This is a genomic window from Glaesserella australis (genome assembly GCF_003260095.1).
In the GTDB taxonomy this organism is placed as follows: Bacteria; Pseudomonadota; Gammaproteobacteria; order Enterobacterales; family Pasteurellaceae; genus Glaesserella; species Glaesserella australis.
The window spans coordinates 157736-177205 of record NZ_PTPX01000007.1 but is presented as its reverse complement, the minus strand read 5'-3'; the positions used below and the strand labels follow the sequence as shown (position 1 = coordinate 177205).

18 protein-coding genes are annotated in these 19470 nt (G+C 41.1%); 13 read left to right on the top strand and 5 right to left on the bottom strand.

Annotated elements, in window-relative coordinates; all coding sequences use genetic code 11:
* Positions 1-30: 30 nt before the first annotated feature.
* The 5 genes from ndk to nhaB all read right to left on the bottom strand — a co-directional run bounded on the left by ndk (position 31) and on the right by nhaB (position 4940).
* Positions 31-447 carry a nucleoside-diphosphate kinase gene (ndk, locus tag C5N92_RS04135; RefSeq protein WP_111749598.1) on the bottom strand — a complete coding sequence of 139 codons (417 nt, stop codon included), beginning with the start codon at positions 445-447 and terminating at the stop codon, positions 31-33.
* Positions 448-477: 30 nt separating this feature from the next.
* Positions 478-2532, bottom strand: a complete 2055-nt coding sequence (gene metG / locus C5N92_RS04130; RefSeq protein WP_111749597.1) for a methionine--tRNA ligase — start codon at positions 2530-2532, stop codon at positions 478-480.
* Between the two features lie 126 nt (positions 2533-2658).
* Positions 2659-2829, bottom strand: a complete 171-nt coding sequence (locus tag C5N92_RS11220) for a DUF5363 domain-containing protein (protein WP_161494261.1) — start codon at positions 2827-2829, stop codon at positions 2659-2661.
* 11 nt (positions 2830-2840) lie between these two features.
* Positions 2841-3383, bottom strand: a complete 543-nt coding sequence (gene dsbB / locus C5N92_RS04125) for a disulfide bond formation protein DsbB (RefSeq protein WP_111749596.1) — start codon at positions 3381-3383, stop codon at positions 2841-2843.
* Positions 3384-3395: 12 nt separating this feature from the next.
* Positions 3396-4940, bottom strand: coding sequence for a sodium/proton antiporter NhaB (gene nhaB / locus C5N92_RS04120; RefSeq protein WP_111749595.1), 1545 nt, complete (start codon positions 4938-4940; stop codon positions 3396-3398).
* A 169-nt stretch (positions 4941-5109) separates the two neighbouring features.
* On the opposite strand from nhaB, the gene fadR reads away from it, so the two are divergent.
* The 13 genes from fadR to murC all read left to right on the top strand — a co-directional run bounded on the left by fadR (position 5110) and on the right by murC (position 19455).
* Positions 5110-5832 carry a fatty acid metabolism transcriptional regulator FadR gene (gene fadR / locus C5N92_RS04115; protein WP_111749594.1) on the top strand — a complete coding sequence of 241 codons (723 nt, stop codon included), beginning with the start codon at positions 5110-5112 and terminating at the stop codon, positions 5830-5832.
* Between the two features lie 173 nt (positions 5833-6005).
* Positions 6006-6464, top strand: coding sequence for a division/cell wall cluster transcriptional repressor MraZ (mraZ, locus tag C5N92_RS04110; protein WP_111749593.1), 459 nt, complete (start codon positions 6006-6008; stop codon positions 6462-6464).
* An 11-nt stretch (positions 6465-6475) separates the two neighbouring features.
* Positions 6476-7414, top strand: coding sequence for a 16S rRNA (cytosine(1402)-N(4))-methyltransferase RsmH (gene rsmH, locus C5N92_RS04105; RefSeq protein ID WP_111749592.1), 939 nt, complete (start codon positions 6476-6478; stop codon positions 7412-7414).
* Positions 7411-7725, top strand: a complete 315-nt coding sequence (gene ftsL / locus C5N92_RS04100; protein WP_111749591.1) for a cell division protein FtsL — start codon at positions 7411-7413, stop codon at positions 7723-7725. Before rsmH ends, ftsL begins: the two co-directional genes overlap by 4 nt.
* A gap of 1 nt (position 7726) precedes the next feature.
* Positions 7727-9781 carry a penicillin-binding transpeptidase domain-containing protein gene (locus C5N92_RS04095; RefSeq protein WP_111749590.1) on the top strand — a complete coding sequence of 685 codons (2055 nt, stop codon included), beginning with the start codon at positions 7727-7729 and terminating at the stop codon, positions 9779-9781.
* 16 nt (positions 9782-9797) lie between these two features.
* On the top strand, positions 9798-11300 hold the full coding sequence (murE, locus tag C5N92_RS04090; protein ID WP_111749589.1) for a UDP-N-acetylmuramoyl-L-alanyl-D-glutamate--2,6-diaminopimelate ligase: 1503 nt from the start codon (positions 9798-9800) through the stop codon (positions 11298-11300).
* 57 nt (positions 11301-11357) lie between these two features.
* Positions 11358-11780, top strand: a complete 423-nt coding sequence (locus C5N92_RS04085; protein WP_111749588.1) for a hypothetical protein — start codon at positions 11358-11360, stop codon at positions 11778-11780.
* A gap of 3 nt (positions 11781-11783) precedes the next feature.
* The gene (murF, locus tag C5N92_RS04080; RefSeq protein WP_111749587.1) at positions 11784-13178 is read left to right on the top strand and encodes a UDP-N-acetylmuramoyl-tripeptide--D-alanyl-D-alanine ligase; all 1395 of its coding nucleotides are present in this window, start codon (positions 11784-11786) and stop codon (positions 13176-13178) included.
* A gap of 10 nt (positions 13179-13188) precedes the next feature.
* Positions 13189-14271 carry a phospho-N-acetylmuramoyl-pentapeptide-transferase gene (mraY, locus tag C5N92_RS04075; protein ID WP_111749586.1) on the top strand — a complete coding sequence of 361 codons (1083 nt, stop codon included), beginning with the start codon at positions 13189-13191 and terminating at the stop codon, positions 14269-14271.
* Positions 14272-14387: 116 nt separating this feature from the next.
* The gene (murD, locus tag C5N92_RS04070; RefSeq protein ID WP_111749585.1) at positions 14388-15686 is read left to right on the top strand and encodes a UDP-N-acetylmuramoyl-L-alanine--D-glutamate ligase; all 1299 of its coding nucleotides are present in this window, start codon (positions 14388-14390) and stop codon (positions 15684-15686) included.
* Positions 15687-15691: 5 nt separating this feature from the next.
* A complete protein-coding gene (gene ftsW / locus C5N92_RS04065) occupies positions 15692-16870 on the top strand; it encodes a putative lipid II flippase FtsW (RefSeq protein ID WP_111749584.1) in 1179 nt (392 codons plus the stop codon).
* A gap of 15 nt (positions 16871-16885) precedes the next feature.
* Positions 16886-17941, top strand: coding sequence for an undecaprenyldiphospho-muramoylpentapeptide beta-N-acetylglucosaminyltransferase (murG, locus tag C5N92_RS04060; RefSeq protein ID WP_111749583.1), 1056 nt, complete (start codon positions 16886-16888; stop codon positions 17939-17941).
* Between the two features lie 86 nt (positions 17942-18027).
* A complete protein-coding gene (gene murC / locus C5N92_RS04055; protein WP_111749582.1) occupies positions 18028-19455 on the top strand; it encodes a UDP-N-acetylmuramate--L-alanine ligase in 1428 nt (475 codons plus the stop codon).
* Positions 19456-19470 lie beyond the last annotated feature (15 nt).

Below are 19470 nucleotides of genomic sequence, written 5' to 3'. Positions count from 1 at the left end.
TTTATGAGATAAAGTCTATTTTATAAAAAATTAGACTATTTCATTTGGTGTAAAAAAGTAGGTGATTTCACGCTTCGCTGATGCTTCAGAGTCTGAGCCGTGAACAGAATTTTCACGGTAGCTCAAACCAAACATTTTGCGGATTGTGCCTAATTTTCGCTCTTCTGGCTTAGTTGCCCCCATTAACAAGCGGTAGTTTTCAACGGCATTTTCGCCTTCTAATACCGCCACGACGATTGGGGCTGAAATCATAAAATCGACCAACGGCTCAAAAAAGTCTTTGCCCTGATGTTCGGCATAAAAGCCTTCAGCTTGCTCTTTAGTTAAGTGCAGCATTTTTAACGCTTTGATAGTTAAGCCATTTTTTTCCATATAACTTAAAATCTCGCCAGTCAAATGGCGTCTTGTTGCATCTGGTTTAATTATAGCAAGGGTTTGTTGGATCATTGTTATTCCTTATTTTGATTCTTTTGTTATTTACTTCACTTGCACTCCCGCAGTAACACCGCTGTCTGCCGAGAGCAAGAACAGATCCGAGCCGCCTGTGCCAGCGGATAAGATCATACCTTCCGACATACCAAAAGACATTTTGCGTGGGGCAAGGTTGGCGATCATAACCACAAATCTGCCTTCGAGTTCTTCAGGTTTGTTGTAAGCGGCTTTGATCCCCGAGAAGACTTGGCGAGTGTGGTCGCCTAAATCCAATTCAAAACGTAATAGTTTGTCTGATTTTGGTACGGCTTCGCATTTCAATACTTTAGCGACACGCAAGTCGAGCTTCGCAAAATCATCAATGGTGATTTCAGAGGCAATTGGTTCAATTTTTGTGTTGCAAGCGGTCGTTTCTTTCGCTTTTTTTGCTTCTTCTGCTTTAACACTTTCAGCAAACAGTGCTTTAGTTTCTTCAATCACGGCATCGATCTGTTTTTTCTCTAAGCGAGAGAAGAGCGATTTAAACGGTGCAATGCTGTGTGAGAGCAACGGCGTGCCGATATTGTCCCAACGTAATTCCGTTTGCAAGAACGCTTCGGCACGTTCGGCAAGTTTTGGTAACACTGGTTTGAGATAGCTCATCAACACACGGAACAGCTCTAAGCCCATTGAACAGACCGCTTGTAGTTCCGCATCTTTACCTTCTTCTTTGGCGATCACCCAAGGGGCTTTGTCGTCAATGTATTTGTTGGCTTTATCGGTTAAAGCCATAATTTCACGGATCGCTTTGTTGTATTCACGGCGTTCAAAATAAGTAGCGATCTGCTCCGATTGTGCCACAACTTCATCAAATAAAGCTTGATCTTCTAATTTTTCAGCCAATTTGCCGTCAAAACGTTTGGTGATAAAACCTGCGGTGCGAGAGGCTAAATTCACCAGTTTATTGACGATGTCGCTGTTTACACGTTGCACGAAATCATCAAGGCTGAAATCAAGATCTTCAATGCGATCATTGAGTTTCGCTGCGTAGTAGTAACGCAAACATTCAGGATCGATATGTTTCAAATAGGTGCTGGCTTGAATGAATGTGCCACGGGATTTCGACATTTTTTGTCCGTCCACCGTTACATAACCGTGAGCAAATACATTGGTTGGTTTGCGGTATTCGCTCCCTTCCAACATCGCGGGCCAGAACAGGCTGTGGAAGTACACAATGTCTTTGCCGATAAAGTGATAAAGTTCCGCGTCTGAGTCCTTTTTCCAGAAATCATCAAAGTTCAAGCCTGTGCGGTCGCACAAGTTTTTGAACGATGCCATATAGCCAATCGGCGCATCGAGCCAAACATAGAAGAATTTGTTATCCGCATCTGGAATTTCAAAGCCAAAGTAAGGGGCATCACGGCTGATGTCCCACTGCTGTAAACCGCTTTCAAACCACTCTTGCATTTTGTTGGCGATTTCAGGTTGAAGCGAGCCTGAACGTGTCCACTCTTTCAACATACCTTCAAAACTTGGCAAGTCGAAGAAGAAATGTTCCGACTCTTTTACCACAGGCGTAGAGCCTGACACCACTGAGCGTGGATTGATTAAATCCATTGGGCTGTATGTGGAAGCACAAACTTCACAGTTGTCGCCATATTGATCTTCCGCTTTACATTTCGGGCAAGTGCCTTTGACGAAACGGTCGGGCAAGAACATATTTTTTTCAGGGTCGAACAGTTGAGAAATCACTTTGCTTTTGATAAAACCGTTGGCTTTAAGTTTTTTATAGATTGCCGAAGTGTATTCACGGTTTTCTTCGCTGTGGGTTGAGTGATAGTTATCAAAGCTGATATTAAAGCCAGCAAAGTCAGCAACGTGATCGGCTTTGGCTTTTTCGATTAACTGTTCAGGGGTAATGCCGAGTTTATCGGCGTTAAGCATAATCGGCGTACCGTGAGCATCATCGGCACAGACAAAGTGAATTTGGTTGCCACGCATACGTTGGAAACGCACCCAAATATCCGCTTGAATATGTTCAAGCATATGCCCCAAATGAATAGCACCGTTGGCATAAGGCAAGGCACAAGTAACCAGTATTTTTCTTGTTGGATTGGACATTCTAAATCTCTCTAAAATATAGCAAAAAATTATAGGGATTGTAGCGGAAAAGGGGATAAATGCCTAGTGAATAAGGCAATAGATAGAGATAAAAAAAGCTGAAATGAATTCAGCTTTTGCAAAACATTACTCGGATCTATCCGCTTGTGGTGATGTTTTTTTATCATCCTTCTCAGGATCAAACTTCACGACAGGAACACAGCCACGACACGCACCTTGATCTACGCCGAGATCTTTACAAAGTTCATCATACTTATCTAGAAGTTTACGGAAAAAGCTTTTATTTTCTGCTTCCATATCGTATCTCCTTAGCGGAATAAGTTACGCCCAGTTTTACGGCTACGCTTAAATTGACTTAACGTAATTAAAACAAAAATAACAACATAGACCGCAAAAATAGCAATTAACCATTGTGGCATCGATAAATCAAGAAACTTCCAAACGATTTTTCCACAGTCACCGCCTGCAGTTGCTTCAAATACATTTGGAAACCATTTATTTAATGGCAGGGTTTCTGGAAACTCAACGAAAGGTGAACATTGATTCCATGGAGCTGGATTAAGCTGATAATCGGTGTGTTTTATCGCTAAGTTTAGCCCTTTAATAGATCCAAACAATCCCATAAGTAATGCTATCCAACGAATCAGTAGATTGCGTGGTGCTAGCATTCCAATAATGCCTGCAACAAGAATAGCAAATAGTGCCAAACGTTCATAAATGCACATTACACAAGGATTTAACCCCATGCCATGTTGGAAATAAAGAGCGGTCGCTTCCAATGCCATACAGCTTACGGTGAGTAATATCCAAGCTCCGCGACTAAGTGAAAGCTCTTTGAAATAACTAAACATAATATTCCTTAATTAACGGGTAACAAGCCATCCCCAATTCGTCATTAATTCTGTCAATGTAGGCAGTAAAAATTCTAAAGAGAGAAAACCTACAACAGAGAGTACGATGGTATATGGTAATGCCATATAGACCATTCGTCCATAGGATAAACGAATTAACGGCGCTATTGCTGAAGTTAATAGGAATAAGAATGCCGCTTGACCATTTGGTGTTGCAACGGACGGTAAGTTTGTCCCTGTGTTGATAGCAACCGCAATTAAATCAAATTGTTCACGACTAATTATCCCAGATTCAAAGGCTGATTTTGCTTCATTAATATAGACTGTGCCGACAAAAACGTTATCTGAAATCATGGAGAGTAGGCCGTTAAAGATATAGAAAAGTGCAAGCTGTGAGCTTTCTTCTGCTGAAAGTACAAATTGAATAATTGGATCAAAAAGTTTTAAATCGACGATTGCTGCGACGACGGAGAAGAAGACAACTAACAGTGCAGTGAAAGGTAATGATTCTTGGAATGCTTTTCCAAGCGCATGCTCATCGGTGACACCACAAAAGGCAGTACAGAAAATGATAACAGAGAGACCGATTAAGCCAACATCTGCTAAATGTAAAGCTAATCCAATAATTAACCAAACACCAACAATCGCTTGAATGACTAATTTCATTCTATCTTGTTTGGTCATTTCTTGTTCTTTACGTAAATTATAGTGAGCTAAAACGACCCAAACTTTGCGAGGTAAACGATCGCCGTAACCGAATAATCTATATTTTTCTACTAAATAGCATGTAGCAATACCACAAATTAAAACCGTAATACTAATTGGCGCAACTCGTAAGAAAAACTCACCAAAACCCCAGTCGGCTTGTGCTGCAATGATTAAGTTTTGCGGCTCTCCCACCATAGTCATTACACCACCCAATGCACTACCTACACCAGCGTGCATTAAGAGACTACGTAAGAAGCCACGAAATTGCTCCAAGATTTGTTTATTAGTAATTAGGTTGTCACTTGAAGCATCATCGGATTCATCATCGTCTAGTAATCCACCTGAAGCGACTTTATGATAAACCTTATAGAATCCCATACCGACGCTGATAATCACTGCAATAACGGTTAAAGCATCAAGGAAAGCAGATAAAAATGCCGCACTTAAGCAGAACGTTAATGAAAGCATTTTTTTAGAATGGATTGAAATGAGAAGTTTAGTGAAAGCATAAAGGAGCAAGCGTTTCATAAAATAGATGCCTGCAACCATAAACATCAACAGTAAAATAACTTCAAAATTCGCTAAAATTTCCTTTTTGATATGGCTTGCACTTGTCATGCCGATGATAACAGCTTCGATTGCTAAAAGCCCGCCGGGTTGAAGTGGATAACATTTCAATGCCATGGCTAAAGTGAAAATAAATTCTGCAACCAAAGCCCATCCAGCGACAAATGGACTAATAAAGAAATAAAGAAGTGGATTAATTATTAAAAAGGCAACAATGCAAACCTTATACCATTCAGGCGCATTACCTAGAAAATTTTTATAAAAGGCATCAAGATTATTCATAATATTCACTTAGGTAAGGAAAAAATGATTGTGGATTGTAATCTACTTTAGATTAAACGATAATACAAAAAGCACATTATTGTGAGTTCTCGTCTAAAATTTGATAAGTGCGTCACAATTTTTATTATTCACGTGGAGTTTTTCTTCACATTCTGGCGAAATAATCTCAATGAGTCAATCTGAAATCTTAAAAGCACAAAGTCCGGCAGCACTTGCTGAGGAATATATTGTTAAAAGTATCTGGAATCACCATTTCCCTGCAGGTTCAGATTTACCTGCGGAACGTGAGTTGGCAGATATTATTGGTGTAACAAGAACAACACTAAGAGAAGTTTTACAAAGGCTTGCTCGCGATGGATGGGTCAATATTCAGCATGGAAAACCGACAAGGGTTAATGATATTTGGGAAACAGCTGGACCAAACATTATCCATACTTTGATTAGTTTGGATGAATCTATTACTCCTACGATTATTTCAAATGTTGTTTCTTTAAGAACGAGAATGGGGGAATACTTTATTCCAGAAGCAATTAAAGCTGATCATCAAACATCTGCTCTACTTTTACAGGATCTAGATACGTTACAAGATAATGCTAAGTCATATGCTGAATTTGATTATAAACTGTACCATGATTTTACGTTTATTGCGAATAAACCTGTATATGGATTAATTTTAAATAGCTTTAAAGATCTGTATTTAAAAACGGCTTCTCTCTTTTTCTCAAATCCAAATTCTCGTCAGTTGAGTTTTTCATTTTATCAGGCTCTTCGTACCGCTTGTGAATCAAATGATTACCAAAAAGCTGTAGAATGCTTAGCGATCAGTCGACAACGAAGTACGGAAATCTGGGCGCAAATGTTAAAAAATTTACCACCAAATTTTGGAGAATAGTGAATTTTTCTTTTTATATTCTAAAGGCATCAAAAGATGCCTTTCTTTTTTTATATATAAAGCTTGCCCAGTATCTTCTAACACTATAAAATTCTCCAATTAAAGTGGGAAAAAGTGGTGTTTTGTGGAACTTTTTCCAAAATTCCTAATCTTTCATTCAGATGAGCAAGAAAATGTTTCGTGGTGCAACTTCAATTAGCATTGATAGTAAAGGGCGGATCGCTATTCCGACCCGTTATCGTGCAGAACTTTTAGAAAAGCACAGCGGATCATTAATTTGTACGGTAGATATTCGTCAGCCTTGTTTATTGCTCTATCCATTACATGAATGGGAAATTGTTGAACAAAAATTACTCTCTCTTTCTAATTTTGATCCAACACAACGCCGTATTCAGCGTGTTATGCAGGGGTTTGCTACAGAGTGTGAAATGGATGCTTCAGGGAGAATTTTGCTTAGCCCAACCTTGCGTCAGCACGCTCAGCTTGAGCAACAAATTATGTTAGTTGGGCAGCTAAATAAATTTGAAATTTGGCAAGATCAGCAGTGGCAAAAACAAATTAGCGAAGATCTTGCTATTGGCAGTTCAGATGAGATGTTGAACTGTGAAGCGTTAAAACATCTCTCTTTATAGTAGGAAATAATATGAGTGACGCTCCAAAACATATCACCGTTCTCTTAAAAGAGGCTGTTGATGGATTGGCAATTAAACCAAATGGCATCTATATTGATGGCACCTTCGGGCGTGGCGGTCATTCACGTCTTATTCTCAGCAAGCTAGGCGAGCAAGGCAGGTTGATTGCGATCGATCGTGATCCACGAGCCATTGCCGAAGCTCAAACCATTACCGATTCCCGTTTTCAAATTGTCCATAGTGCCTTTTCGTCTATTCCTGAAATTTGTGAAGATCTCGGCTTGATCGGCAAAATTGACGGCATTTTGCTTGATCTTGGTGTATCTTCTCCACAACTTGACGAAGCGGAACGTGGCTTTAGCTTTATGCGAGACGGACCGTTGGATATGCGTATGGATACCACCAAAGGCTTATCAGCAATGGAATGGTTGGCTCAAGTTTCTGTAGATGATTTGGCTTGGGTGTTAAAAGAGTTTGGCGAAGAACGCTTTGCAAAACGCATTGCACAAGCGGTCGTTTCTTACAATAAATCTGCAAATGAGAAAATTTCTCGCACCTTGCAATTGGCGCAAATCATTGCTGATGCTGTACCGTTTAAAGATAAGCACAAACACCCAGCTACCCGTTCTTTTCAGGCGATTCGCATTTATATCAACAGCGAATTAGATGAGTTAGAAAAAGCGTTAAATTCGGCAATCAATGTGCTTGCTCCTGAGGGACGTTTGTCGATAATCAGCTTCCATTCTCTTGAAGATCGAATGGTCAAACAGTTTATGCGTAAGCAGAGTAAAGGCGAAGCCGTGCCAAAAGGCTTGCCGATTTTAGAAAGTGAATTAAATAAAAATATCCCTTTAAAAACTATCGGCAAAGCGATTATGCCAAGCGATGCCGAAATTGATGCGAACCCACGCTCGCGGAGTGCCGTGTTAAGAATTGCGGAGAAACGATAATGTCAAACGAACGTTATCCTTTACGACAAGTGATTTTAGATGATTTAACCAGTCATAATAAAGTTGCTTTATTGCTTTTATTAGGGGTTATTGTTAGTGCTGTGGCAACAATTTGGATTACTCATCAAACACGTTTATTAATTGCAGAGCAAGGTGCGCTTGTTCAAAAAAATCAAAAACTAGAAAGTCAATATATTCATTTACAGTTAGAAGAAAATTCTCGTAGTCAGAAATCACGTGTTGAGGCTGTTGCAGAGAAGTTTGGTTTGCAACCAATCAAAAAAGAGCAAGAGATTATTTTAGTAGAGTGATATGAAAAAGTCTGTCAAATTTAAAAGTAGTAAGAAAAAAGAAGAAATTAATCAGATTGCAGAAAACTCGGAATTAGCGAATCAACCGAGTTTTTTGCCTTGGCGTTTTATTCTTACTTATGCCCTTTTGATTATTGGCGCATTGGCATTAATTTGGAAAAGTTTTTCTTTACAAGTGATAGATTCTGACAGATTGATTAAAGAGGCAAATGATCGTTCATTAAGAACAAAAGAGTTACCTTTTACGAGAGGAAAAATTCTTGATCGTAATGGTCGTGTTTTATCCATTAGTGTACCAATGTATTCGATTACGATCGATCCTAAAGAATATTTTGATACGAAGCTCCGTCGTACGAAAACACAATGGCGAGCACTTGCCATGGAAATGGAAGCATCAGCGAGTAAGATTGAGGCGAGTGTTAATAATTTCATTAAAGCTAAGCCGCAAAATAAAGAAGTAAAATATGATGCAAGATCTATTTTAAATAATAAAAATGAAGATTATTGGACATTATTAGCAAAATCAACAGGTTTAGATTACAACCAGTTAATTCAACGAGTAAGAAATAATCCGGACTCTGCATTTTTACGTTTAGATAATGAATACAGCCAATTAGAGCGTCAAAAAATGCAAGAACTGGCTAAAGCATTAGGTATGAAATATAACGAGATGATGGATAAAATGTATACATCATCTAATCAACGTTTTTTATATCTTTCTCGTCATGAGTCTGAAGTCATTGCTGATTATTCAAAAGAGTTAAAAATTGATGGTTTAGTGCTTAAAGTAGAATCTCGTCGTGTATATCCTTTAGCAGAAGAAGTTTCACAATTGGTTGGGTTTACAGATGTTGATGACAAGCAAGGTACCGAAGGTTTAGAGAGAAGTTTCGATAGTTTACTTGTGGGTAAAAATGGTAAACAAGTGATTCGTAAAGATGCTCGTGGTAATGTGATTGAACATATTCGAGATGAAAAAAAATATGACCCACAAGATGTTGTTTTAAGTATTGATGAAGAATTGCAGTCAATGGTTTACCGTGAAATTAAGAAAGCGGTAATTGAAAATAAAGCAGAATCAGGCACAGCCGTTTTGGTCGATATTCAAACGGGGGAAGTGTTAGCAATGGCGAATGCACCTTCTTTCAACCCGAATAATCGTGCTGAATTTAAATCTGATTTAGCACGTAACAGAGCCATTACGGATACCTTTGAACCAGGCTCGACGGTAAAACCTTTAGTGGTATTAACAGCATTGCAAAATAAAGTGACTTACCCAAGTGAAGTCATTAGCACAAGACCTTTTGTAGTAAATGGACATACGATTAAAGATGTGGCGCCACGTGATAGCTTAACACTTACAGGCATCTTACAAAAGTCTAGTAATATTGGTGTAAGCCGTTTAGCGTTAAGAATGCCTTCAACTGCCTTAGTAGAAACCTATAGCAAAGTTGGCTTTGGTAAAGATACAGGGTTAGGGCTTGGTGAACAACGTGGTACGAACGGTGATCGTAAACGTTGGGCAGACATTGAACGTGCAACGATGGCTTATGGCTATGGTTTGAATGTGACGCCATTACAGTTGGCTCGAGCTTATGCCACTTTGGGAAGTTTTGGGATTTATAGACCACTTTCCATTACCAAAGTGGATCCGCCTGTGATTGGTGAGCGTGTACTTCCAGAGAAAATTACCAAAGATGTCGTACATATGATGGAAAGCGTAGCAGCAAAAGGCGAAGGTGGCGCAAAAGCCGCAGTTGACGGCTATCGAGTTGCGATTAAAACAGGTACGGCACGTAAATTAGAAAAGGGCAAATATGTTGAAAAATATATTGCGTATACGGCTGGGATTGCACCTGCGAGCGACCCACGTTTTGCATTGGTAGTATTAATTAATGAACCAAAAGCTGGAGCCTACTATGGCGGTGCAATTTCTGCGCCACTGTTTTCAAGTATTATGGGCTATACCTTAAAAGCAAAAAATATTAAACCAGACAATCTCACAGAAGACACTCAAAGTGCCGTAAGAGAGATGAAGACGAATTCGACAAATTAGATATTGAGGCAACATAATGAACCGTTTACTTCCGTTTTTTCCTGAATTAGCGAATTGGACAACACTAGGTACATTAAACCAAATGACTTTAGACAGCCGCAAAGTCGGGCAAGGCGATCTTTTTGTCGCGTTAAAAGGACATCAAGTTGATGGTCGTCAATTTATCGAAAAAGCGATTGAACAAGGTGCAACGCTAGTTTTAGCCGAAGCGGATGAAAACGTGCAAGCGGTGCGATTTGCAGAAAAATTTACACCAAATCAGGAAAAAGTAACCGCTTGTGTACTTGAAGTACCGAACTTACCAAAACAGCTTTCCGCAATCGCAGGGGCTTTTTACGGCAATCCATCAGAAAAATTAACCTTAGTCGGCATTACTGGCACCAACGGTAAAACCACGACAGCTCAACTTTTTGCCCAATGGCGAAACTTGCTTGGTGGTAAATCAGCAGTAATGGGGACGATTGGCAACGGGTTATACGGACAAGTGCAAGAAGCTGTAAATACCACAGGTTCAGCCATTGAAATTCAAAGCAACTTAGCCAGTTTTGTCGAGCAAGGGGCGGATTTTTGTGCAATGGAAGTTTCATCGCACGGCTTGGCTCAATATCGTGCCGAAGCCCTAGATTTTGACTTGGCAATTTTCACTAACCTAAGCCGTGATCACTTGGATTATCACAACACAATGGAAGAGTATGCCGAAGCGAAATTCCGCTTGTTCGGCGAGCTTTCATCAAAACAGCAAGTGATTAATGCCGATGATGAAATCGGGCGTGAATGGTTGGCGAAATTGCCACAGGCGGTGGCGGTCAGTTGCAATGCGGATTTTCAGACACAGCAAGCACGTTGGGTTAAAGCCCAAGCGGTCAGTTTTACCCTACAAGGTGCAACGATTGCCTTTGAAAGTAGCTGGGGCAATGGCGAAATTAACAGCCGTTTAATTGGGGCGTTTAATGTGAGCAACTTATTGACGGCTTTCGCAGGCTTGTTGGCTCTCGGCTACGATTTACAAAAATTACTCGACACCGCACCGCTTTTAAACGGCGTATGCGGACGAATGGAGTGCTTAATCAGCGAAGAAAATCCTGAAGAAAGCCCGATGGTGATTGTCGATTACGCCCACACCCCTGATGCACTAGAAAAAGCGTTGGAAGCCGCACGTTTACACTGTGAGGGCGAATTGTGGTGCGTCTTTGGCTGTGGTGGTGATCGTGATACAGGCAAACGTCCACTTATGGCTCGCATTGCGGAACAATTAGCGGATCGTGTCATTGTGACTGACGACAACCCTAGAACCGAAGATCCTGATGTGATCTTCAACGACATTATGAAAGGCTTCCGCAAGCCAAAAGCGGTGCAATCAATGCATATTCGTCAATATGCGATTGAACAAGCGATTGCTCAAGCCGAACCGAAAGATGTGATTTTAATCGCCGGCAAAGGACACGAAGACTACCAAATTATCGGTACCAAGAAATATCACTTCTCGGATCAAGAGTGGGCGAGGAAGTTTTTGGGGTAAATTCTAGACCTAGTATACTTAATACAAGATAGACCCTTAAATTATCAAGGAGATCATATGATATCTGATAAACCAAAAAAAGATAGAGAATCATTTTTAAATGAACTAAAAAAAGATATAGGTGCATTCTCAAATTATATAAAAATCTGTAAAAGGAAATTTATAAAAAATTTTAATGTAGAATATAAATTATTTATAACATTAAAAACAGCTTTATTTTGGTATTTAATTGTATTTATTTCTGCTGCTTATATAGATGGAGATATAAATCATAAGTTTTCTTTTATCTTTTGGTTTTCTTGGTTAGGTGCGGTGTATTTTTCTGCTAAAGGTATTATAAATTATATAAAACGAAGAGAAGATGCATTATTTAAGTCAAAATTCTCTTATGTTTTTATGTCTGTCTTAGCTATATTACCTAATATAGTAATAATCTTGGCATATAGTAGAGCAGCGTTTTTCTTAGGTTTGTGTAATTAAATTATGATTTCATATTCAGTTCAAAGTATTGCGAATATTCTTCAAGGTAAACTGCTCGGCAGTGGCGAGATTGTTATTGAAAACATTAGCACCGACACACGACAAGCGGTCGAAAATGGCTTATTTTTTGCATTAAAGGGCGAGAAATTTGATGCTCACGATTATGTGGAAAAAGCGATAGAACAAGGCTGTGTGGCGTTGGTAGTGGAGCGTGAATTAGCGGTTTCTGTGCCGCAAATTATCGTGGAAGATACCCGTTTAGCGTTAGGGCAACTGGCGAAGTGGTTAAAGGCAGAGCTTAATCCAAAAACGGTGGCGATGACAGGTTCGTCAGGTAAAACCACCGTGAAAGAGATGACTGCAAAAATTTTGCAGAAAGTGACCGCTTGCGAAGAGCAAGTACTTTACACTTTTGGTAATTTAAACAATGACTTAGGCGTTCCGCTAACGTTGCTTCGTTTAACGCCACAACATCAATTTGCGGTGGTGGAATTGGGGGCAAATCATATCGGCGAAATTGCTTATACCACTGAGATTGCTCAACCTGATGCTTGTTTAGTGAACAATGTGGCGTCTGCTCACCTTGAGGGCTTTGGCTCGTTGGCAGGTGTGGCTCAAGCCAAAGGCGAGATTTATCGTGGCTTGAAAGCAGACGGTAAGGCGATTGTGAATTTGGCACATTACTATCCGCAGTGGCAAAAAGAGATTGGCAACCACGAGTTGCAATCGTTCTGCTACACGGGCGAAGATAAAGACAGCTACGCTGATTTTTGGGCGGAGAATGTGGAACTGCACCTAAACGGCTCCCGTTTTACCTTGCACAGTCCGCAGGGCGAAATTGAGATCAACTTGCCTTATTTGGGCGAGCATAATATCAGCAATGCGTTGGCGGCAACGGCGTTAGCGATGGCGGTCGGGGCAGATTTACAGGCGGTGAAAGCTGGTTTAGAACAGCGTTCGGCGGTGAAAGGGCGTTTGTATCCTGTTGAAATTAATGAACATTGTTTGCTGATTGATGATACTTATAACGCCAACGTGGACTCGATGAAATCGGCGGTGTCGGTATTAAAAAATTACCCTGCGTTTCGCATTTTTGCGGTGGGGGATATGGCGGAGTTGGGTAAGGATAGCCCAGCTTGTCATCAAGAAGTGGCGGATTTCGTCAAACAGGCGGAGTTGGACTTAGTGGTCAGCTTCGGCAAAGAGAGTGAGGTGATTAGCGGTAATTCAGCTCACCACTTTAATGATAAAACCGCAATGGCGGAATTTTTACGCCCGATTATTTTGCAAAAAATCGAGCAAAAACAACCGCTTGTTCTGTTGGCAAAAGGCTCTCGTAGCCAAAAAATGGAAGAACTTATCGCTTCCTTATGTCGTTCTTTTGATGTTTCTTTTTAAGGATTAACTTATGTTAGTTTGGCTTGCTGAATACTTGGTGCAATACAACACAGCGTTTAACGTGGTGTCGTACATTACTTTCCGTTCGATTATGGCGTTATTGACCGCTTTGATTATCGGCTTATGGATCGGTCCTACGGTCATTCGCCGTTTACAAATTCTCAAATTCGGGCAAGAAGTGCGTCACGACGGCCCTGAAAGCCACTATAAAAAGCGTGGTACGCCAACGATGGGCGGCATTATGATTTTGTTCGCTATCGGCGTGAGTACGTTGCTGTGGGCGGATCTGCGTAACCCTTATGTTTGGTTTGTGTTGTTTATCTTATTCGGCTACGGCGTGGTGGGTTTTGTTGATGATTATTGGAAAATCGCTCGCAAAAACACGGACGGTTTGATTGCCCGTTGGAAGTATTTTTGGTTATCGGTGATTGCGTTGGTTTCTGCTTTTGGAATGTACGCTATCGGTAAAGATACCGCAGCAACCCAGCTTGTTGTGCCGTTTTTCAAAGATGTGATGCCACAACTTGGGCTGTTCTACATTGTTTTAACTTATTTTGTGATTGTCGGTACCAGTAACGCCGTAAACCTAACAGACGGTTTAGACGGCTTGGCAATCGTGCCGATCATTATGGTGGCAGGGGCATTTGCATTAATTGCGTGGGCGACAGGGAACTACAATTTTGCTCAATACTTGCACATTCCTTATATCAAATACAGCGGTGAGTTGGTGATTTTATGTACCGCTATTGTCGGTGCAGGCTTAGGTTTCTTATGGTTTAACACTTACCCAGCTCAAGTCTTTATGGGCGATGTCGGCTCACTTTCACTCGGCGGTGCGTTGGGTGTGATTGCGGTGTTGGTGCGTCAAGAATTGTTATTAGTGGTAATGGGCGGCGTGTTTGTGGTTGAAGCCTTATCGGTGATTTTACAAGTCGGCTCTTACAAATTACGCCAAAAACGTATTTTCCGAATGGCTCCAATCCACCACCACTTTGAATTAAAAGGCTGGCCAGAACCACGAGTGATCGTCCGCTTTTGGATCATCACTTTAATGTTAGTGTTGATTGGGTTAGTGACGTTGAAATTGCGGTAATTAAATAAACATATTGGGGGTTGAACGGACACACGCAGTGTGTCCCTACAACAGCCCTTTTATCGTAGGGACACACTGCGTGTGTCCGAAATTGACAAATTTAAGAGAACAACAAAATGCAAAATCAATATCAAGGCAAAACCATTACGATTATCGGCTTAGGCACAACGGGCTTATCTTGTGTCGAGTTTTTGGCGGATAAACAGGCGAATGTGCGTGTGATTGATACCCGCGCAAATCCTGCTGGGGCGGATAAATTGGCTCAAAATATTCCGTTACATACGGGCAGTTTAAACGTTGAGTGGCTGTTGAGTTCTGATTTAATTGTGATTAGCCCAGGGCTTGCGTTGGCGACACCTGAAATTCAGCAAGCTATTCAAGCTGGAGTGGAAGTGGTGGGCGATATTGAGTTGTTCTGTCGTGAAGCGAAAGCTCCAATTATTGCGATTACAGGGGCTAACGGCAAAAGTACCGTGACGACTTTAACCACTGAAATGGCGAAACAAGCAGGGGTAAAAGTCGGTATGGGAGGTAACATCGGCGTGCCTGCTTTGAGTTTGTTAAAAGGCGATTACGAGCTGTATGTGCTTGAGCTATCAAGTTTCCAGCTTGAAACGACTTATTCATTAAAAGCCAAAGCCGCAACCATTTTAAATATCAGTGAAGATCATATGGATCGCTACAATAATTCTGTGGCGGAATACCGTGCGGCAAAATTGCGGATTTATGATAATGCGGAAAATGTGATTGTAAACGGCGAAGATCCGCTCACCTTGCCTGAGCAAGCGGTCAGATCTTTGAAAACATTTGCAGAAAAAGAAGCCGATTACACCGCTTGTAACGGTAAACTTTATTCGGGCGATGAAGCGGTGATTGCCATTGATGAGATGAAAATCACGGGTCGCCATAATGTGATGAATGCGTTGGCTTCAATGGCGTTGGCGGAAGCGGCAGGTGTTGATCGAGCAGGTATTATCAAAGCATTAAAAAGTTATTCAGGGTTAGATCACCGTTTTCAATTAGTGCCGACAACAGACGGCGTACGTTGGATTAACGATTCAAAAGCAACTAATGTGGGTAGCACAGTGGCGGCATTAAACGGTTTGCAAGTGGAGGGAACGCTCTATTTGTTATTGGGCGGTGATGGCAAATCTGCGGATTTCTCGGAATTAAAGCCACTTATCAATAAACCAAATATCATTTGCTACTGCTTTGGAAAAGACGGGGCGGAACTTGCTGCCTTAGCGGAGAACAGTGTGTTAGTGGAAACCATGGCTCAAGCGGTGGCACAAATTCGTCCGCAATTAAAGGATGGCGATATGGTATTGCTTTCTCCAGCTTGTGCAAGTTTAGATCAATTCAAAAACTTTGAAGAGCGTGGTAAGCAGTTTGCACAATTGGCTCAAGGGGTATAAGCGTCATGCTTGAGAAAGTGAAGCAAGAATGGCAAAAATGGGTGGTACTGACTCCCGCAAATGCGCTGTATGACCGTACGCTCATTTGGCTGTTTATGATTTTATTGATCATCGGCTTTGTGATGGTCACATCAGCCTCTATTCCTGTAAGTACAAGATTATTTGATGATCCATTTCATTTTGCGGTTCGTGATGGCTTTTATGTTCTAGTCTCTATTTGCGCATGTGCTTTTTTTGTCCAAATTCCAAGTAAAAGTTGGGAAAAATATAATGTTTGGCTGTTTTGTTCTGCATTAATATTATTAGCTATTACTTTAGCTATAGGCAAAAATGTGAATGGGGCAACACGTTGGATTCCTATTGGACCAATTAACTTTCAGCCAGCTGAACTCGCAAAACTTGCTGTTATTTGTTATTTCTCTAGCTTTTATGTACGTAAGTTCAATGAAATTCGTCAGCATAATATGAGTTTTTGGCGTCCAATGGCTATTTTGATTTTATTTAGCGCATTGTTGTTATTGCAGCCAGATTTGGGAAGTACAGCGGTTATTTTTATTTTAACCTTTGCCATGCTCTTTATTATGGGAGCGAAAAAGCTACAATTTGTTTTTTTAATCATTACGGGAATCATTGTATTTGGTTTATTAGTCCTGACTTCTCCCTATCGTTTGAAACGGGTTACGTCTTTTATGGACCCGTTTGCTGATGCTTATGGAGATGGTTTCCAACTCTCTAATTCACAAATGGCATTTGGACAAGGAGAATGGTTTGGAAGAGGTTTAGGAAACTCCGTTCAAAAATTGGAATATTTACCCGAAGCGCATACAGACTTTGTAATGGCTGTAGTGGCAGAAGAATTTGGACTATTGGGAATAGTCGTTGTTGTGTTACTATTAGTTGCTTTAACGGCAAGAGCGTTAAAAATTAGTCGAGAATCTTTGATACTAGAAGAAAAATTTAAAGGTTTCTTTGCTTTTGGTATTGGTATTTGGATTTTCTTACAAGGTTTTGTAAATTTAGGTGTTGCATCAGGTTTATTGCCAACCAAAGGTTTAACCTTCCCACTTGTAAGCTATGGTGGTTCAAGCCTTGTAATTATGGCAATTGCAATTGCAATATTATTGCGTATAGATCATGAAAATCGTCTTGAGCGTATTGGCCATGCGCATTTAAACGATGATTGAGTTTAGGAAAATAGAATGACAAAAAAATTATTAGTGATGGCAGGTGGTACAGGTGGGCACGTTTTCCCTGCCATTGCCGTGGCAAGAGAATTACAACAACAAGGCTGGGAGATTCGCTGGCTAGGCACGAAAGATCGTATGGAAGCGGAGTTGGTGCCAAAACATGGTATTCCGATTGAATTTATCCAAATTTCAGGTTTAAAGGGCAAGGGGATTAAAGCATTACTCACTGCCCCTTTTGCGATCTTACGTGCCGTACTTCAGGCGAGAAAAATTATTAAAGCTTATAAACCTGATGCCGTATTAGGTATGGGCGGTTATGTGTCAGGTCCAGGCGGTATTGCTGCAAAATTGTGCGGCGTGCCAGTGATTTTGCACGAACAAAATGCGGTGGCAGGTTTAACGAACGTTTGGCTTTCTAAAATTGCACGCCGTACCTTACAAGCCTTTCCAACGGCATTTCCTACGGCGGAAGTGGTTGGCAATCCAGTGCGTCAAGACCTGTTCCAAATTGCACTACCTGAGCAACGCTTTGCCGAAAAAGGCTATCCGATCAATATCTTAGTGATGGGTGGTAGTCAAGGCGCAATGGTGATTAACCAAACTGTGCCTGAAGTGGCAAAACGTTTAGGCAATAATGTGTTTATTAGTCATCAAGTTGGCAAAGGCAAATTGGCTGGGGTTGAAGAAGTCTATCAAGTTACTGGCAACGGCATTGCGAGCGAATTTATTGATGATATGAAAGCCGCTTACGAATGGGCAGATTTAGTCATTTGTCGTTCGGGGGCTTTAACCGTGTGTGAAATTGCGGCGGCTGGTTTGCCAGCGATTTTCGTGCCGTTTCAACATAAAGATCGCCAGCAGTTTTTAAACGCAGAATACCTTGCTCAAGCAGGGGCTGCGGTGATTATTGAACAGCAGGATTTTACTCCTGAGAGTCTATTAAAAGCATTAGAACCGTTGATTGCTGATCGTCAAAAATTGACCGAAATGGCAGTCAAAGCAAGAGCAAAAGCCACACCGCTTGCAGCAAAACGCGTGGCGGAAGTGATTGTTGAAAATAGTTTATAAATTTATTGAGCGTATATTTATTACGTTGATTACAAGCGGTCAGATTGTGTGAATTTTTTACAAAATGATCGAATGAAGGAATAACAATGAAAAATTTCCAAGATAAAGTGAAAAAATTAGTCCCTGAAATGCGTCGTGTGAGCCAAATCCATTTTATCGGTATTGGCGGTGCAGGTATGTCGGGGATTGCGGAAGTATTATTAAACGAAGGCTACCAAATTTCAGGTTCAGATATTGCTGATGGAGCAGTAACACAACGCTTGGCAAAAGCTGGGGCGAAAATTTTTATTGGTCACCAAGCTGAAAATATTGAAGGTGCAAGTGTAGTAGTAGCATCTAGTGCTATTGATGAAACGAACCCAGAAGTCGCAGCTGCAAAAGAAGCTCGTATTCCTGTGATTCAGCGTGCGCAAATGTTAGCAGAAATTATGCGTTTCCGTCACGGCATTGCGATTGCGGGTACACACGGTAAAACCACGACAACCGCAATGATTTCAATGATTTATACGGAAGCGAAACTTGACCCAACCTTTGTAAATGGCGGTTTAGTTAAATCTGCAGGTAAAAATGCACATTTAGGGGCAAGCCGTTATTTGATTGCGGAAGCGGACGAAAGTGATGCGTCTTTCTTGCATTTACAGCCAATGGTGTCGGTGGTGACAAATATTGAGCCAGACCATATGGATACTTACGGTGGCGATTTTGAGAAGATGAAAGAGACTTACGTTCGCTTCTTACGCAATTTGCCATTCTATGGTTTAGCGGTGATGTGTGCCGATGATGAAACGGTAATGGAAATTGCCCCAAAAGTCGGTCGCCAAGTGATTAGCTACGGTTTTAGTGAAAAAGCAGATTACCGTATTGAAGATTATCAACAAACGGGTTTCCAAGGGCATTACACGGTTGTTTGCCCAACAGGTGAACGCATTGAAGTATTACTCAATGTACCAGGCAGACACAACGCCTTAAATGCAACAGCCGCCCTAGCGGTCGCAAAAGAAGAAGGAATTGCAAACGAAGCGATTTTAGCCGCACTTGCCGATTTCCAAGGTGCAGGTCGCCGTTTTGACCAATTAGGCTCCTTTATTCGTCCAAATGGTAAAGTGATGTTGGTGGATGATTATGGTCATCACCCAACGGAAGTGGACGTAACAATCAAAGCCGCTCGTCAAGGTTGGGAAAATAAACGTGTGGTCATGGTATTCCAACCGCACCGCTATTCTCGCACTCGTGATCTATTTGATGATTTTGTGCAGGTGCTTTCACAGGTTGATGCCTTGATTATGCTGAATGTTTATGCCGCAGGCGAAGCGCCAATTGTTGGGGCAGAAAGTAAAGATCTCTGCCGTTCTATTCGTACATTAGGCAAGGTCGATCCGATTTTAGTGTCAGATACATCACAACTGGGCGAAGTGTTAGATCAAATTATTCAAGACGGCGATTTGATTTTAGCGCAAGGTGCGGGCAACGTGAGCAAGCTTTCGCGTGATTTAGCAGAGAGCTGGAAGGCATAGGTGAGCTATTTTTAA